Source organism: Methylomonas sp. MED-D (genome assembly GCF_050276835.1).
Taxonomy (GTDB): Bacteria; Pseudomonadota; Gammaproteobacteria; order Methylococcales; family Methylomonadaceae; genus Methylomonas; species Methylomonas koyamae_A.
Genome location: NZ_CP189965.1, coordinates 4,876,688 through 4,892,579, shown reverse-complemented (window position 1 = coordinate 4,892,579; position 15,892 = coordinate 4,876,688). Strand labels below are relative to the sequence as shown.

General features: G+C 56.8%; 14 protein-coding genes. 13 read left to right on the top strand and 1 reads right to left on the bottom strand.

Annotation, left to right across the window (positions count from 1 at the left end; genetic code table 11):
- Positions 1-10 precede the first annotated feature (10 nt).
- From ACQE3E_RS21790 to ACQE3E_RS21750, 9 genes are all read left to right on the top strand, one after another.
- On the top strand, positions 11-1,447 hold the full coding sequence (locus ACQE3E_RS21790; protein WP_071159110.1) for an RNA polymerase factor sigma-54: 1,437 nt from the start codon (positions 11-13) through the stop codon (positions 1,445-1,447).
- A gap of 36 nt (positions 1,448-1,483) precedes the next feature.
- A complete protein-coding gene (hpf, locus tag ACQE3E_RS21785) occupies positions 1,484-1,774 on the top strand; it encodes a ribosome hibernation-promoting factor, HPF/YfiA family (RefSeq protein ID WP_064028135.1) in 291 nt (96 codons plus the stop codon).
- A 51-nt stretch (positions 1,775-1,825) separates the two neighbouring features.
- On the top strand, positions 1,826-2,695 hold the full coding sequence (rapZ, locus tag ACQE3E_RS21780; RefSeq protein ID WP_064028138.1) for an RNase adapter RapZ: 870 nt from the start codon (positions 1,826-1,828) through the stop codon (positions 2,693-2,695).
- 17 nt (positions 2,696-2,712) lie between these two features.
- A complete protein-coding gene (mgtE, locus tag ACQE3E_RS21775; RefSeq protein ID WP_064028140.1) occupies positions 2,713-4,071 on the top strand; it encodes a magnesium transporter in 1,359 nt (452 codons plus the stop codon).
- Between the two features lie 69 nt (positions 4,072-4,140).
- Complete coding sequence (minC, locus tag ACQE3E_RS21770; protein ID WP_071159105.1) at positions 4,141-4,884, top strand: septum site-determining protein MinC; 744 nt, start codon at positions 4,141-4,143, stop codon at positions 4,882-4,884.
- Between the two features lie 19 nt (positions 4,885-4,903).
- Entirely contained in the window at positions 4,904-5,716 is an 813-nt protein-coding gene (gene minD, locus ACQE3E_RS21765) for a septum site-determining protein MinD (protein WP_064028142.1), read from the top strand.
- Positions 5,716-5,970 (top strand): cell division topological specificity factor MinE, encoded by a 255-nt coding sequence (gene minE / locus ACQE3E_RS21760; protein WP_064028145.1) that lies wholly within the window; start codon positions 5,716-5,718, stop codon positions 5,968-5,970. Before minD ends, minE begins: the two co-directional genes overlap by 1 nt.
- An 87-nt stretch (positions 5,971-6,057) precedes the next feature.
- Entirely contained in the window at positions 6,058-6,255 is a 198-nt protein-coding gene (locus ACQE3E_RS21755; RefSeq protein ID WP_064028147.1) for a winged helix-turn-helix domain-containing protein, read from the top strand.
- 223 nt (positions 6,256-6,478) lie between these two features.
- Positions 6,479-9,085 (top strand): glycosyltransferase, encoded by a 2,607-nt coding sequence (locus ACQE3E_RS21750; RefSeq protein ID WP_427501064.1) that lies wholly within the window; start codon positions 6,479-6,481, stop codon positions 9,083-9,085.
- 176 nt (positions 9,086-9,261) lie between these two features.
- Here the strand turns inward: ACQE3E_RS21750 and ACQE3E_RS21745 are convergent, their stop codons facing one another.
- Positions 9,262-10,170 (bottom strand): DMT family transporter, encoded by a 909-nt coding sequence (locus ACQE3E_RS21745; protein ID WP_427501063.1) that lies wholly within the window; start codon positions 10,168-10,170, stop codon positions 9,262-9,264.
- Positions 10,171-10,618: 448 nt separating this feature from the next.
- On the opposite strand from ACQE3E_RS21745, the gene ACQE3E_RS21740 reads away from it, so the two are divergent.
- The 4 genes from ACQE3E_RS21740 to ACQE3E_RS21725 all read left to right on the top strand — a co-directional run bounded on the left by ACQE3E_RS21740 (position 10,619) and on the right by ACQE3E_RS21725 (position 15,832).
- Positions 10,619-11,824 (top strand): ABC transporter permease, encoded by a 1,206-nt coding sequence (locus ACQE3E_RS21740; protein ID WP_427501062.1) that lies wholly within the window; start codon positions 10,619-10,621, stop codon positions 11,822-11,824.
- A 2-nt stretch (positions 11,825-11,826) separates the two neighbouring features.
- A complete protein-coding gene (locus ACQE3E_RS21735) occupies positions 11,827-13,026 on the top strand; it encodes an ABC transporter permease (protein ID WP_427501061.1) in 1,200 nt (399 codons plus the stop codon).
- A gap of 252 nt (positions 13,027-13,278) precedes the next feature.
- Complete coding sequence (locus ACQE3E_RS21730; RefSeq protein ID WP_427501060.1) at positions 13,279-15,303, top strand: TonB-dependent receptor plug domain-containing protein; 2,025 nt, start codon at positions 13,279-13,281, stop codon at positions 15,301-15,303.
- Entirely contained in the window at positions 15,278-15,832 is a 555-nt protein-coding gene (locus ACQE3E_RS21725; RefSeq protein WP_427501059.1) for a YfiR family protein, read from the top strand. The genes ACQE3E_RS21730 and ACQE3E_RS21725 overlap by 26 nt, the downstream gene beginning before the upstream one ends.
- Positions 15,833-15,892: the final 60 nt, after the last annotated feature.

Here is a 15,892-nt window from a genome sequence, read left to right as displayed (position 1 = left end):
TTAAATACACATGAAGCAATCCTTACAACTCCGTATCGGTCAGAGTCTGACGATGACGCCGCAATTGCAGCAGGCGATCAAATTGTTGCAGATGTCGACCCTGGATTTGCAGCAGGAAATCCAGCAGGCGCTTGAATCCAATATGATGCTGGAGGTGGAAGAGGAAGAGTCGCTGAATTTGGATTTTCGAGAAAAGAAAGCCGAAAACCCCGATCAAGTCACCAGCGAGGGGTCGCAAACCGACATGCCGGACGAATTGCCGGTCGACGTCAGCTGGGACGATGTTTACGAAAGCAGTTTGCCCAGTGGCGGAGACGACGGCGACACGCCGGAATTCGAAAGCTTCCGCAGTAAGTCCGAAAGTCTGCACGATCATTTATTCTGGCAATTGGAGTTGCTGCCCATCTCCGACCGCGACTACGCGATCGCGGCGGCGATTATCGATGCCATCAACGACGACGGTTACATCGCTACCGATCTGAACGACATTTGTCAGGGCTTGCAGGAGCAGCTCGACAACCTGGAAATCGACGAGGTTCAGGCCGTGTTGCACATGCTGCAGAATTTCGACCCGGTCGGCGTGGCGGCTTTGGACTTGGCCGATTGCCTGCGTTTGCAGTTGCTGCAGTTGCCGGCGACGACACCCTACCGTGAGGATGCGCTGGATTTTGTGAAACGGCATCTGGATTTACTGGCGACTTGCGATCAAGCCCGCTTGATCAAGCGCGTCGGTATGACCGAGGACGTGTTGCGGGGCGTGTTGGCCTTGATCCGCACCTTGGACCCCAAGCCTGGCGGTCAAGTCCAGGAAGTTAGCGTCGAATACGTGGTGCCCGATGTGTTCGTCGCGAAGGTAGCCGGGGCGTGGCAAGTCAATCTGAATCCGGAAATCGCCCCGAAATTACGGATTAATCCGTTTTATTCCGGAATGATCAAGCGGGCCGACAACAGCCAGGACAACGTCAGCATGAAAAACCATCTGCAGGAAGCGCGCTGGTTTATCAAAAGCCTGCACAGCCGCAACGACACCTTGTTGCGGGTCGCGCGCAGCATCGTCGAAAAGCAGGGCGATTTTTTCGAGCACGGCGCGATCGCGATGAAACCGATGGTGTTGCGGGATATCGCCGAGGAACTGGAACTTCACGAGTCGACGATTTCCAGGGTCACCACCCAAAAATACATGCACACGCCGCACGGCGTCATCGAATTCAAATACTTCTTCTCCAGCCATGTCAGTACCGATGGCGGCGGAGAATGTTCGGCGACCGCGATTCGGGCGCTGATCAAAGAATTGGTCGGTTCCGAAAACCCGGCCAAGCCATTAAGCGATAGTAAAATATCCGACTTATTGAATGAAAAAGGCATCAACGTCGCCCGCCGCACCATTGCCAAATACCGGGAAGCGATGTCGATACCGCCAACCAGCCAGCGGAAAAGGCTTATCTGAGTACGGAAGCATAATTTTTAAAAACAGGAGTATTCCATGCAAGTTAGTATCACCGGTCATCACGTAGAAGTTACCGATTCGTTAAAAGCTCATGTCGAAGACAAAATCAGCAAGATCAAGCGTCATTTCGACAACGTCGTGGACGTTCACGTGATTTTGACCGTCGAGAAACTGGAGCAAAAAGCCGAAGCGGCCGTGCAAATCAGCGGCGCCAAACTGTATGCCGAGGATGTCCAGGAAGATATGTATGTCGCGATCGATAACATGGTCGATAAACTGGACAGACAAATCGTCAAACACAAAGAAAAAAACCAAAATCACCGTTAATTCCTATCGGTTCGCGGGGACGGTTTGGCGTCCCCGTCTCGAATTCTCATCATGAAACTCGTCATCGTCAGCGGCTTGTCCGGTTCCGGAAAAAGTATCGCCCTGGATACCTTGGAGGACTGCGGTTACTACTGCATCGATAACCTGCCGGTGGTGCTGTTGCAGCAGTTTGTCGACGACGTGATGGCGAAGGCGCCGGCCACGTACGCCAAGACCGCGATCGGCATCGACGCTCGCAATCGCACCGAAAAACTGGCGGACTTCCCCGATTGCATCGCATTTATTCGCGGCAAGGGTATCGATTGCGAAGTGGTTTACATGGAAGCCGACGAAAACATCATCCTGAAGCGTTACAGCGAAACTCGGCGCAAACATCCGTTGACCACCGAAAGCTTGCCGTTGCGCGAGGCGCTGGACATCGAACGGCAAATGTTGCATCCGGTGGCGGTGATCGCGGATATCGTCATCGATACCAGTTTTACCCATTACCATCAGTTGCGGGACTTGTTGAAAAACCGCTTGGGCGAGAAAGGCAAGAGTTCGCTGTCCATTTTGTTTCAGTCTTTCGGCTTCAAATACGGCATGCCGCTGGATGCCGATTTCGTGTTCGACGCCCGCAGTTTGCCGAATCCGTATTGGGTGCCGCAGCTAAGGGGTTTGACCGGTAAACACGCCGAAGTGGTCGAATTTTTGCAGCACGAAACGGCCGTCAAGGAATTTCTGCACGATGTCGGTTATTTCGTCGGCCGTTGGGCGCCGCGTTTCGAGTCCGACAATCGCAGCTACCTGACGATCGCGATCGGCTGCACTGGCGGTCAACACCGTTCGGTATACTTGGTCGAGACGCTGGGGCAACACTTTAAAACCCTTACCCCTAACATTATCGTCAGGCATCGGGAGTTACGTTTCCCGGCCTCCTAACCTTCCGGTTTCAGCTTATGACAACACCCACCCTGCCGGAAAACGGCGAACATCTCTTGGCGCGCGCTACGGCGATTCTGGCCAAGGGCTCGCAGATCGAAATTCGCAATCTGGTGCGTTCGCTATATCCGGCCGAAGCGGCATTCGTGTTGGAGGCGCTGGAACCGGAGCCGCGCGCCAGCCTGTGGCGTTTGATTCCGCCCGGTGTCATGGGCGAGGTGTTGATCGAGTTGAATGTCGAAGTTGCGACCGCGTTGTTGGCGATCACCGACCGTAAGGATTTGATGGCCGCGACCGAGCAAATGGGTGCCGACGGCATGGTGGACTTGTTGCATGTCTTGCCGGAACCCTTGCTGTCTCAGGTTATGGAATCGATCGGAGTGCACAACCGCAATCGGTTCGAACAAGCCCTCAGTTACCGCGAGCATACGGCGGGCGGCTTGATGTCTCAAGACGTCTTGACGATACGGGCGGATGTTACCTTGGATGTGGTGTCGCGCTATTTGCGGCTGCGCGGCCGGGTGCCGGCCGGCACCGACAGCCTGATCGTCGTCGATCGCAAGGATAGTTTTCAGGGGGTGTTGGCGATCAGCCAGTTGTTGACGCACGATCCGCACACCAAGGTTTCCGAGTTGATGGATACCAAGAGTCCGGGGATTTCCTACAAAACCCCGAGCCGAGACGTGGCCGCGCTGTTCGAGCGGCGCAAATTGCTGTCGGTACCGGTACTGGCCGACGACGGTAAAGTGTTGGGTAGGATTACGATCGACGACATCCTGGATGTGATTCGCGAAGAAGCCGATCATTCGCTGATGAGCATGGCCGGCTTGACCGAGGAACACGACATGTTTGCGCCGGTCGTGGCCAGCGCCAAACGCCGGGCCTTGTGGCTGGGCGTCAATTTGTTGACCGCGTTTCTGGCGGCCTGGGTCATCGATTTGTTCGAAGATACGATACAGCAAATCGTGGTTTTGGCGGTATTGATGCCGATCGTCGCCAGCATGGGCGGTATCGCCGGAAGTCAAACCTTGACGCTGGTGGTTAGAGGCTTGGCGCTGGGCCAGATCAGCGGCGGCAACGCTCGCGGCTTGTTGTTCAAGGAAATTTCGGTCGGCTTGTTGAACGGGCTGATTTGGGCGGTCGTCGTCGCCGCCGTGGCCGGAGTTTGGTTTCACAATCCGCACATTGGTATCCTGCTCGGCGCGGCGATGCTGATCAATTTGGTCTGCGCGGCCTTTTCCGGTGTGGCGATTCCGGTTTTGTTACAAAAAATCGGTGTCGATCCGGCGTTGGCTGGCGGGGTGCTGTTGACAACGGTCACCGATGTGGTTGGTTTTATGACCTTTTTAGGTTTGGCGACGCTGTTTTTACTGTAAGCGATTGTGCTTTTTGTCACGGAAAATGCTAACATTCGGGGTCATACATGAGCTGATTTTCCCAAATCGATGTCCACCGGCACCATTAACTCGCAAAAAACAGCTTTGGAGTTTAAAAGCACCTCATTGACCGTCCCGGTGCTGCTGCTGTCCGGAAACGACTTGCCCGCAATCGACGAGCAACTCAAGGAAAAAGTCGCCCAGGCCCCGGAGTTCTTTCGCAATTCGCCGCTGTTGATCGATTTGCAAAAGCTCAACGCGCAGAATCTGGTACTAGATTTCGCCGACATCGTGGCGACCGTGCGTTCCCACGGTTTCATGCCGGTCGGCATCCGCGGCGGTAACGAGCAACAAAACCAAGTAGCGCTGGCGATGAATTTGCCGGTGCATTCGCTGCACGGTAGCAATACACCGTTAATCAGCAAAGAGCCTGCCAAGCAGCCATTGCCGACGCCGGAGCCGCCACCATCGGCCCCCGCCGCGTCGAACGTCGAAAATAAATTAATCACTCAACCGGTACGTTCCGGACAGCGCGTTTACGCCAAAGGCGATTTGATCGTGACCGCGACTGTCAGCGCCGGTGCCGAAATCATGGCGGAGGGCAACATCCACGTCTACGGTTCGTTGCGGGGACGCGCCTTGGCTGGCGTGCTAGGCAACGCCGAGAGTCGGATTTTTTGTTCCGATTTGCAAGCCGAGTTGATTTCGATTGCCGGCACCTACCAGCTCCGCGACGATTTGAGTCAGCACGCCCCGCATAAACCGGTACAAATCAGTCTGGCGAACCAGAAGCTGATCATCAAAGAACTTTAGATTTCTAGGAGGAACGACATTGGCCAGAATTATCGTAGTAACATCAGGAAAAGGCGGCGTGGGTAAAACCACCACCAGCGCGGCGATCGCGATGGGTTTGGCCAAGAAAGGCCATAAAACCGCTGTTATCGATTTCGATGTCGGTCTGCGTAATCTGGATTTGATCATGGGGTGCGAACGGCGAGTGGTCTACGATTTGGTCAATGTGATCAACAACGAAGCAACCTTGAACCAAGCCCTGATCAAGGACAAGCGTTGCGATCAGCTCTATATCTTGCCCGCCTCGCAAACCCGCGATAAGGATGCGCTGACCCTGGAAGGCGTCGAGCGCATTCTCGAAGAACTAGCCAAGGATTTTAAATACATCGTTTGCGATTCGCCCGCTGGAATCGAACGCGGTGCTACACTTGCCATGTACTTTGCCGACGATGCCTTCGTCGTGACCAACCCGGAAGTGTCGTCGGTGCGCGATTCGGATCGGATGCTGGGTATACTGGCTAGCAAGTCGCGCCGCGCCGAGAAGGGTGACGAGCCGATCAAGGAATATTTGTTGCTGACCCGTTATTCCCCCGATCGAGTCAAGCTGGGCGAAATGTTGAGCGTGGATGACGTGCAGGAGATTTTGTCGCTGCATCTGTTGGGCGTGATTCCCGAGTCCAAGTCGGTATTGAATGCCTCCAACTCAGGCACCCCGGTGATTTTGGACGAGCAAAGCGACGCCGGTCAGGCTTACGCCGACATCGTCGCGCGTTATTTGGGCGAGGATCGTCCCCACCGATTCATAGAGGAAGAGAAGAAGGGCTTGTTTAGCAAGCTGTTCGGGAGTAAGTGATGAGTCTGTTAGATTATTTCCGGTCATCCAAGCCCAGTAGCGCATCGTTGGCCAAGGAGCGGCTGCAAATTCTGGTCGCCCACGAGCGCGCTTCGCGAAATCAGCCTTCTTATCTGCCGCAATTGCAACAGGAGTTGCTCGCGGTGATTCGTAAATACGTCAATGTCAGTCAGGATGCGATTACCGTCAATTTCGAGCAGGATGGCAATCAGGAAACATTGGAACTCAATATTGTGTTGCCCGACGAACGTTAATCGCGCTTTAGCGTTTGTTGTATGTCTGCCGCGTGGCGCCGGACCGAATACCCGATTTTTTTGTTGCTTAAAGTGTGAGGAGCTGAAATGGTAGAGATAATTGGTGAAGCGGCCGGAAAAATCTGGCAATTTTTGAATACCAACGGTGAGGCCAGTGTCAACAAAATCACCACCGAGACTGGTTTGGGCAAAAACGAGGTACAGCGGGCCTTGGGCTGGCTGGCTAAGGAAGATAAACTCAACATCGAAATGAAAGGCCGCGTTGAAACGGTCTCTCTCAAGTAATCGTTCCTTTGTCTCTCCGGAGCGCTTAAGACTGGCCTAAGCGCGTTCGCTTCCAATACCGGTGGCTGTATCGCGGTATTGGACGATCCGGGAGGTGCCCTCCGATTCGCCGTCCGCCGGGAATGCCCGGCGTGGCGGCGTTAACGTCCGTCGGTGCGACCGATGCGTCTCGATAACCGCCATAACAACAATAATTTTTCCCTAGCGGAGTTTGTCACCCGAAATGAAAGCCAAAATTGCCACCTTTTTTTCATTGGTGTTTCTGGTTGCCGTCAACCTCGGTATCTGGTCCTACATTAACAATCCCCTAAAAATCCCGTCCTGGAATAAAACCATGATGGGGCTGACCTTCAGCCCGATGCGTCGAGATTCCAACCCGCGCGAAGGCAAATACCCGACCCAGGAACAAATCGCCGAAGACATTAACCTGCTGTCGGACAAGGCGCATTCGATCAGAACCTATACCGCGTTGGAAGGCATGGAAGTCGTGCCGGAACTGGCGGCCAAGAACGGTTTGAACTTGGCGATGGGCGCCTGGATAGACGACGACCGCGAGAAAAACCGCCGGGAAATCGAAGCGCTGATCCAGCTTAGCAACCAATATCCGAAAGCCATTGTTCGCACGCTGGTCGGCAACGAGACCCAGATCCGCAAGAACGTCGAAATCGAGGAGTTGATCGAGTACATCCGCGAGGTGAAAAAACGCACCTGGAAGCCGGTCAGTACCGCGGAAACCTGGGACGTGTGGGAAGCCCATCCCGAGCTGGTTGCCGAAGTGGATTACATTGGTGTGCATATTCTGCCCTACTGGGAAGGCATTCCGATCGAAGAGGCGGTCGATTACGTATTCATGCGCTATCACGAATTGCAAGCCATGTACCCCGGCAAGCAAATCGTGATTTCCGAGGTCGGTTGGCCGTCGGACGGACAGCCCTACAAACACTCGACCGCTTCGTTGGCCAATCAGGCTAAATTTTTGCGCGGATTTTTGAATCGCGCCACCGAAGAAAAACTGATTTATTACGTTGTCGAAGCCTTCGACCAACCTTGGAAAATCGAGATCGAAGGGACCGCCGGCGCGTATTGGGGCGTGTTCAACGTCGATCGAGAACCCAAGTTTCCGATGGAAGGCGACGTGCTGGCCAACCCGACTTGGCGCAACTGGGCCAGCGGCGCGGCCTTGTTGAGCATTATCCTGATGGCGGCGTTCCTGTTCACCCGCAAGAGCTTGAAGCTACCCGGCAAGCTGTTTTTCGGCATCGTCGCCAACTTGGCGGCGTCGGTACTGTTTTGGTCCGCGTCTATCGCCGCCGCGCAATATCAGACCGGATTCTCCGTGGTGTTTTGGGCGATTTTGTTGATGATGCAGGCGATGGCGATTTTGGTGCTGTTGACCGAGAGTCTGGAAATCGCCGAAGTGTTATGGCACCGCAAGGGCCGACGTACCTTTACGCCGTTAACGCCGCCGACGGATTTCCGCTATCCGAAAGTGTCCATTCATTTGCCGATCCATAACGAGCCGCCGGAAATGGTCCGCAAGACGCTGAACGCGCTGGCCAAGGTCGATTACCCGAACTTCGAAGTCCTGGTGATGGACAACAATACCAAGGACCCGGCGGTTTGGCGGCCGGTCCGCGACGATTGCGACCGGTTGGGGGCGAAATTCCGCTTCTTCCATTTGGACAATTGGCCGGGCTATAAAGCCGGCGCGATCAACTACGCACTGGAAAACACCGCCGAAGACGCAGAAATCATCGCGGTCATCGACAGCGATTACATCCTGTCGCCGGATTGGCTGAAAGCCATGGTGCCCTACTTCGATCAGGAAAACGTCGGCTTTGTGCAATCGCCGCAAGACTATCGGGATTCTCACCAAAGTTCCTTCAAAAATATGTGCTATTGGGAATATGCCGGCTTTTTCAATATCGGCATGGTGCAGCGCAACGAGTACAACGCGATTATCCAGCATGGCACGATGACGATGGTGCGTAAGTCGGCTTTCGAGAAAGTCGGTCCGTGGGGCGAATGGTGTATCTGCGAGGATAGCGAACTGGGTTTGCGCTTGTACGAGGCTGGTTACGACTCGGTTTATTGCAAGGAATCCTTCGGTCGCGGTCTGATGCCGGATACGTTTTCCGGGTACATGACCCAACGTTTCCGGTGGGTCTACGGTGCGATGCAGATCATCAAGCAACATTGGCGGCATTTCTTGCCCAATAAGAAGTCCTCGTTGACGTCGGCGCAGCGCTACTACTTCGTCGCCGGTTGGTTGCCCTGGTTTTCCGACGCATTGGCCCTACTGTTCACCGGTACCAGCCTGGTATTGACGGCCTTGCTGCTTTACGATCCGAAACATAGCGAGTTGCCGGTCAACGCCTTTCTGTTGCCGACGATAGGTTTGTTCGCGTTCAAGATCCTACGTGGGCTGTGGCTGTATAAGGCCAGGGTGGCATGCTCGCTCTGGCAAGCCTTGGGCGCGGCCTTGGCCGGTTTGTCGTTGACCCACACCGTGGCGCGCGGCACTTTGCAAGGCTTGTTTACATCCGGTAAACCGTTCATGCGGACGCCCAAATACGAGCAGCAAGGCCCACTAGTTGCCGGTTTGCTGATTATCTGGCAGGAACTGCTGCTGCTGATCCTGCTGCTGGCCGGCGCGGTCGCGATGCGGATGGAACCACAGTTCGACAATCTGAGCGGCCGCTTGTGGGTGGCGGTATTGGTGGTGCAGTCGGTGCCGTATATTGCGACCTTCCTGACCATTTTGATCAGCGTGGCCCCCAACTACATCCCCGGCCAGAAGCTGTCGGCCGACGAAATGGACGCTGAATAACTAACCGGACCGACCGAGCCCTCGCCGACGTTAAGTTGGCGAGGGCTTTTTTATGCCGTTTTTTGATGGTCGTCCCGCGCCGAAAGCAAGCTTAAGCAACATGGCGGAATTCCTACTCGCAAACATGGAACTATCAATTCGAAAGATGGCTGCAAGTGGCTAGCAAATCCCCGCCGCTAGCGCAAAAATGGCAACAACACGCCAAACAATAAAATCAACACCGCGCCGAGCAGCGCGGTTGAGCTGGGGATTTGTTCGAAGAAGATCGCGCCCCAGCTCAGACTCAGCACCGGCGTCAGATAACCGACCGAGCTGACCAAGGCCGCCGGTGCCGATTGGTAGGCGCGGGTTAGATAGTGCTGGGCGCCGCTGCCGAGCAGACCGACCACGATCAGCAAGCCCCAACTCTCCGGACTGGCCGGCCAGCGGAAGCCGAACGCCGTAAAATAGGCGGCGTGCAGGATTAGCGCCGCCAAGCAAAAATAAAAGATCACCGTGGTCGCCGGGTTGCTGCGTCCGGCCCGCGCCAGCATCAAATAGGCCAGCGCCGACAACAAGCCGGCGCCGAGCGCGGTGGCCTGACCAAGCAAATTGCCGCTTTGCCGAAAGTCGAATAGCAAACCGACCCCGCTAAAGGCGCCGACGATGGCCAGCCAGACCGCCAACGAGTTCTTCTGCGCCAGTAGGAAAGGGCCGAGCAAGGCGACGAATACGCCGCTGCTGGAGGTTAAAAACGTGCTTTCGCCGGGACCGATCCAGGCGATCGAGGTAAACGACAACATCAGTGCGCTGGCGCCGAACAGTCCGCGTAACCATAGCGACGGCCGGCAGTCGCCCAGCAAGGCTGTCAGCCGACGGCCTGCCAATGCGGGAAGGATCAGTACGGCAAGATTGCACAGAATCCGAATGAAGCTGGCCATCACCGCCGGCAAGCCGGGGTCCAGTCGTTGGCTGGCGTAAACGCCGGCGTTCATCAACGAGAACAATAAACAGGCGGCAATCATGTCCAGCAAGCCCAAGGTTTGCCGACGGCGCGCGGCGCTGGAAACGAGCCGGGCGGCCCGCGGCGAAGTGGATTTGGACACGGTCGGGTGAATGGATAAAGGCTTAGTTTACCTGCTTTTGACGGTGCTTCGGCGGCCCGATTCGGGTTGGAGGTATACGCGGGCGGCATTTACCGCGAGAATAGCGACAAACATTCGCCTTTTTTAACTGTTCAGATGTCGCTTGGGGTAAGTTGGTTACCATTGGCGTTAAGTTGAACGGTTACAGTCGATGTGAGCAGTTGTCAAAGCGGAGCCGAATAGGACGTTGGCTGAGCGGAGCTGAAATAGGACGTTGGCTGAGCGGAGCTGAAATAAGGCGTTGGCTGAGCGGAGCCGAAGCCAGCGATATCGCTTCGACTCCGCTCAGCGAACGGCGTAGCTGACGCTGAGGTGTTCATTCCCCTGCTCCGTCGGGAGACGGTGTTTTTTACTTCGCGCTGAATGATAACCGCCTTTTTTTAATTCCTTCTTCACTCGGAGTGAACCCATGCGCTTGAGAGACACCCTGCTCCAGGCCGGCAAGGCCATCGCCGCTCAAGCGTTACGAGCCGGTTTGATTGTGCTGGCGATGAGTATCGGCGTGGCGTCGGTGAATATCCTGACCGCCCTGGGTGACAGTGCCCGCACGTATGTGGTCAACGAATTCGAGTCGCTGGGCACCCACTTGTTGATTGTATTGCCGGGCCGTAGCGAAACCACCGGCGGCCACCCGCCGCTGCTCGGTGAAACGCCGCGCGATCTGACGTTGGACGACGCCGAAGCCCTGTTCCGCAGCCGCAATATCGCCGCGATCGCGCCGGTCAATATCGGTTCGGCGCCGGTGTCGGTGGCCGGCCTGGAGCGGGAAACCAACATCATGGGTTCGACCCATGCCTTGCTGCGGGTGCGACATTTAACGGTTGCCCAGGGCCGATTTCTGCCCGAAGCCGCCGCTGGGCGGGAACTGTCGGTCTGCGTCATCGGCAAGAAAATCCGCGAGGATTTGTTCGGCCAACGTCGAGCGGTTGGCGAATGGCTTAGAATCAACGACCGCCGCTTCCGGGTCGTTGGAGTGCTGGCCGAGGAAGGCCAGTCGATCGGTACCGGTTTCGATGAACTGGTGATCGTGCCGGTGGCCTCGGCGCAGGCCTTGTTCGATAGTCACTCCTTGTTCCGAATTCTGATCGAGGCGCATAGCGAGTCGGCGATGCACCGAGCTGTCGACGAGGTGCGCCGCATCATCCAAGCGCGCCATGAAGGCGAGGACGACATTACCGTGATTACTCAAGACAGCGTGGTTAACACTTTCGACAAGATTCTTAGCGCACTGACTTACACGGTGGCCGGCATCGCCTCGGTCAGCCTGGCGGTGGCCGGCGTGCTGGTGATGAACGTGATGCTGGTCAGCGTTAGCCAGCGTACCGCCGAAATCGGTCTATTGAAGGCCTTGGGCGCCCGGCGCGCCGAGCTGCAAGCGCTGTTCTTGACCGAAGCCGCCTTGTTGTCGTTGGCCGGCGCTTTAGTGGGCAATCTATTGGGCAACGCCGGTATCGCCGCGCTGGGCTGGTGGTATCCTAATTTCCCGCTGCATTTGCCGGCTTGGGCCTGGACAGCTTCGCTGGCGGTGGCACTGGCGACCGGCCTGGGCTTTGGGGTGTTGCCGGCCCGTAAGGCGGCCGGTATGAACCCGGTGACGGCCTTGGGACGGCGCTAAGCATGAGCTGGCTAGATACCTTAATGCTGGCTCGGACCAGCGTGTTCAGCCATAAGCAGCGCTCCTTGCTGACCGCGCTGGGTCTGATCATCGGCATCGCCGCGGTCGTGACCCTGACCGCGATCGGCCAAGGCATACACCGTTTCGTGTTAGCGGAATTTACCCAGTTCGGCACCCATTTGCTGGCGGTGTTTCCCGGCAAGACCACCACCTTTGGCTTGTCCGGCGCGACGATCAGTACGGTGCGGCCGTTGTCGGTGGCCGATGCGGTCAGCTTGGGCCGGCTGGACAATGTCGTCGCGGCCATGCCGTTGGTGCAGGGCAACGCCCGGATCGAAGCCGGCAATCGCCAGCGCCGCGCCAATGTGTTTGGCGTAGGCGCGGCCTTACCGCAAGTCTGGCAACTCGGGGTCGCCAGCGGCCGCTTCCTGCCCGACACCGCCGGTCACGCCTCGCGGGCCTTCGCGGTGCTGGGCAGCAAGGTGTATCGCGAATTGTACGGACGCAGCAGTCCGCTCGGCCAACGGCTGCGGATCGGCAACGACCGATTCCGGATCGTCGGCGTCATGGAGGCCAAAGGCCAAATGCTGGGCTTTGACCTGGACGACACGGTATTTGTCGCCGCCGACAAGGCGATGGAAATGTTCGACCGGCAGAGCCTGATGGAGATCGACCTGTTGTATAGCGGCGAAGTGAGCGTGGCGACCGTGGAACAGGCCATCAAACGCCGATTGATCGCGCGGCACGGCAGCGAAGATTTCACGCTGGTCAGCCAAAATCAGATGCTGGAAAAAATGGATTCGGTGCTGGGCGTGCTGACCATGGCGGTTGGCGCGCTGGGCGGAATCTCTCTGTTGGTCGGTTCGGTGGGTATTTTGACGATCATGACCATCGCGGTTTCGGAGCGAGTCGGTGAAATCGGCTTGTTGCGTGCCATCGGCGCCGAGCGGGGTACGGTGTTCCGGCTGTTTCTCAGCGAAGCCTTGCTGTTGAGCATGAGCGGCGGCTTGGGCGGCCTCGCGGTCGGCGTCGGCGTGGTGCTGGCGGTACGGGCGCTGTTGCCGGGTTTACCGGTTGAATTGGCCTGGGGTTATCTGATCTCGGCGTTTTTTTTGTCGTTGGCGATAGGCGTCGCCGCCGGCGTGGTGCCGGCGATCCGCGCCGCGCGCCTGAATCCGTTGCGGGCGTTACGGACCGAGTAAGCTTGAATTGTCGAATCCCGGTACCGGATAGGCTAAAGCATTCCCTTGGCGCTCGATCGCGCCGATAGTGCTGGGGCGAGTCGAATCGACGGCGTATCGGAAAAGGATTGGAAACCCGATGCGATTTACCAATATTCGCGGCGACGGGGCTGATGATGTTGTTCGGTCTTGGCGCCGTCAATGCTATCGGCATGCCGAAGCGCCGGCTAACGTATAATGTTCGGGTAAATTGCTTACCGAGAGTGATTGGTCATGCGCGACACTGGCGATTGCCGATATTCGATCCTGATACTTTGCCTGTTAGGCACGGCTTGCCGACCGGCCGTTGCCGACGAGGGCAGCGATGCGATCAGTTCCACGGCCGAACTGCTGCCTCTGAGTTGGGAGGAACTGACTGAGTTGGATGTCTCCGGTCTGGCGCGTCGCCAGCAATCGGTCAAGGACAGTCCGGCGGCGGCCTTCGTGATTACCGGCGAAGATATACGCCGTTCCGGTGCCAATAGCCTGCCGGACGTGTTACGGATGGTGCCGGGCATGAACGTGGCGAAAATCAATGCATCCAATTGGGCCGTCAGCGCGCGCGGCTTCAACGATCTATACGCCAATAAACTTCAAGTGATGATCGATGGCCGCAGCGTTTACGACCCATTGATCAGCGGGGTGTATTGGGGCCAGCAGAATCCGGCGCTGCAGGACATCGAGCGTATCGAAGTGCTGCGCGGCCCCAGCGGTACCTTATGGGGCGCCAACGCAGTGAACGGCACCGTCAACATCGTAACCCGCTCGGCTCGCGACACCCAGGGCGGCTTGTTGTACGGCGGCGGCGGCACCGAGGAGCGCGGTTTCGGCGGGGTTCGCTACGGCGGCCAACTGGCGGACGGCGTACATTGGCGGGGCACCTTGAACGCGGTCAACCGCGACGCCAGCGCGCGGCTGAACGGTGTCGGCGATACCGCCGACTATATGAACGCGCAAAACGCCAATTTTCGGCTGGACGGTCAAACCGGCGAACGGGATCAATGGATGCTGGAAGCCAATGTGGCGCGTTACCGTTTACAGGGTGACTACATCGGCGTAACCAGCGTTGACCCGCCGACCTGGCGTTCCGACGACTTCGGCCGCGACGGCGTGACCGGCAGTCTGCAGGGCGATTGGCGACACCGGGCCGAGAGCGGCCACGATTGGCGCCTGAACATGGCGTTCACCCAAACCGAGTGGACGTTGGCGATGAACCGAATGAGTCGATCGCAATACGTGCTGGATTGGCAGGACAGCCTGCCCTCCGACGGCGCCCACCATTGGCTGTGGGGTTTGAACTATCAAATGATCAACGATCGTTTCGATAATACCCTGACCTTGAGCTTTTTGCCGGCCGAATTCACTCAGCACAACGTCGGTCTGTTTCTGCAGGATCAAATCGATTTGGGCGAAGACGTCAAATTGACGCTAGCCAACCGGGTCGAGCATTTCACTTACACCGGGTGGGAAACCGAACCGAATGCCCGTTTGATTTGGACGCCGGACCGTCGCCACAGCCTGTGGGCGGCGATATCGCGGGCGGTGGTTTTGCCGAATCGAGCCCAGCACAGCATTCGGCTGTACAAGACGATTCCCGGTACCGACCGGTTTTTCGAAGCCATTGCCAATCCGCATATGTTGACCGAGAACTTGATGGCCTACGAGTTGGGTTGGCGCTGGCAGGCGACCGATACCTTCGATATCGATACCGCGCTGTTTTACAACATCTACGATCGGATGCAGGGCACCCGATTTACCGGCCAAGTTTTCAACGATCCCATTCCCGGCACCTTGGAAGCCACGGTCGGCAACGAGCGGCAAGTCAAAAGCTACGGACTGGAAGTGTCGGCCAACTATCGAGTCAACCACGATTGGCGCCTGCAAGCCTCATACAGCGCCAATCAATTCGATATCGAATACGATCGCAGCCAATCCTGGCTGCGCGATCCGCTGACCGAGCAGCACTTCAATCCCAGTCATCAGTTGTCGCTGCGCTCGCTGTTCAACCTGACCAGCGAAATCGAACTGGACGCCTGGGCGCGCTATGTCGATAGGCTTTATGTGGATCAACGCGAAATACCGGATTACATTACCCTCGATTTGCGCCTGGGTTGGCATCCGCACCGGAATTTGGAGTTTTCGGTCAGCGGCCAAAATTTGCTGGACGCCTACCATCCCGAGTTTAGCGACATTCTGTACATACAATCGGTCAGTCAATTGCAGCGTGGTTATTTTGCCCAAGTATCCTGGCGGTTTTAGCCGGTCGGCCTTGGGCGTGCTGGCGCGCTGGCGAATCGGCTGGATCTCGCTGTTGGCCGTGGCGGCGATTTCGTGGGTCGCGGCCAGCGACAGCGTGCCATCCAATCAGGAGTATCAGCTAAAGACGGCCTATTTGTTTCATTTCGCGGAATTGGCGGAATGGCCGGAATCGGCGCCGGTCAATATTTGTCTGTTGGGCGACAGTCCGCTACGCGACTATTTACCGGTTTTGGAAGGCTGGCAAATCGATAACCGCGTCGTACACGTGTCGCTGGGCGATAACATCGACAATTGCCGCATCCTGTTTTTAAGCGATCTCCACGTATTGTCGAAGGCGGTCAGCGAATATGCCCGCATCCGCCACGTACTGCTGGTCAGCGATGTCGAGGATTTCGCCCGCCGCGGCGGCATGGTGCAATTTACGTTGCGCGACAATAAATTAAAGTTGGTGGTGAATTTGCCGGCGGTCAGGGACGCCGGTTTGAAACTCAGTTCCAAATTGTTGCGAATGGCGGAAATCGTGCAATGAACCGCGCTCGTCCGAATCTGGGCTATGGTTAACCTGCATTTGTTTTCAGTCAGGAGTTTG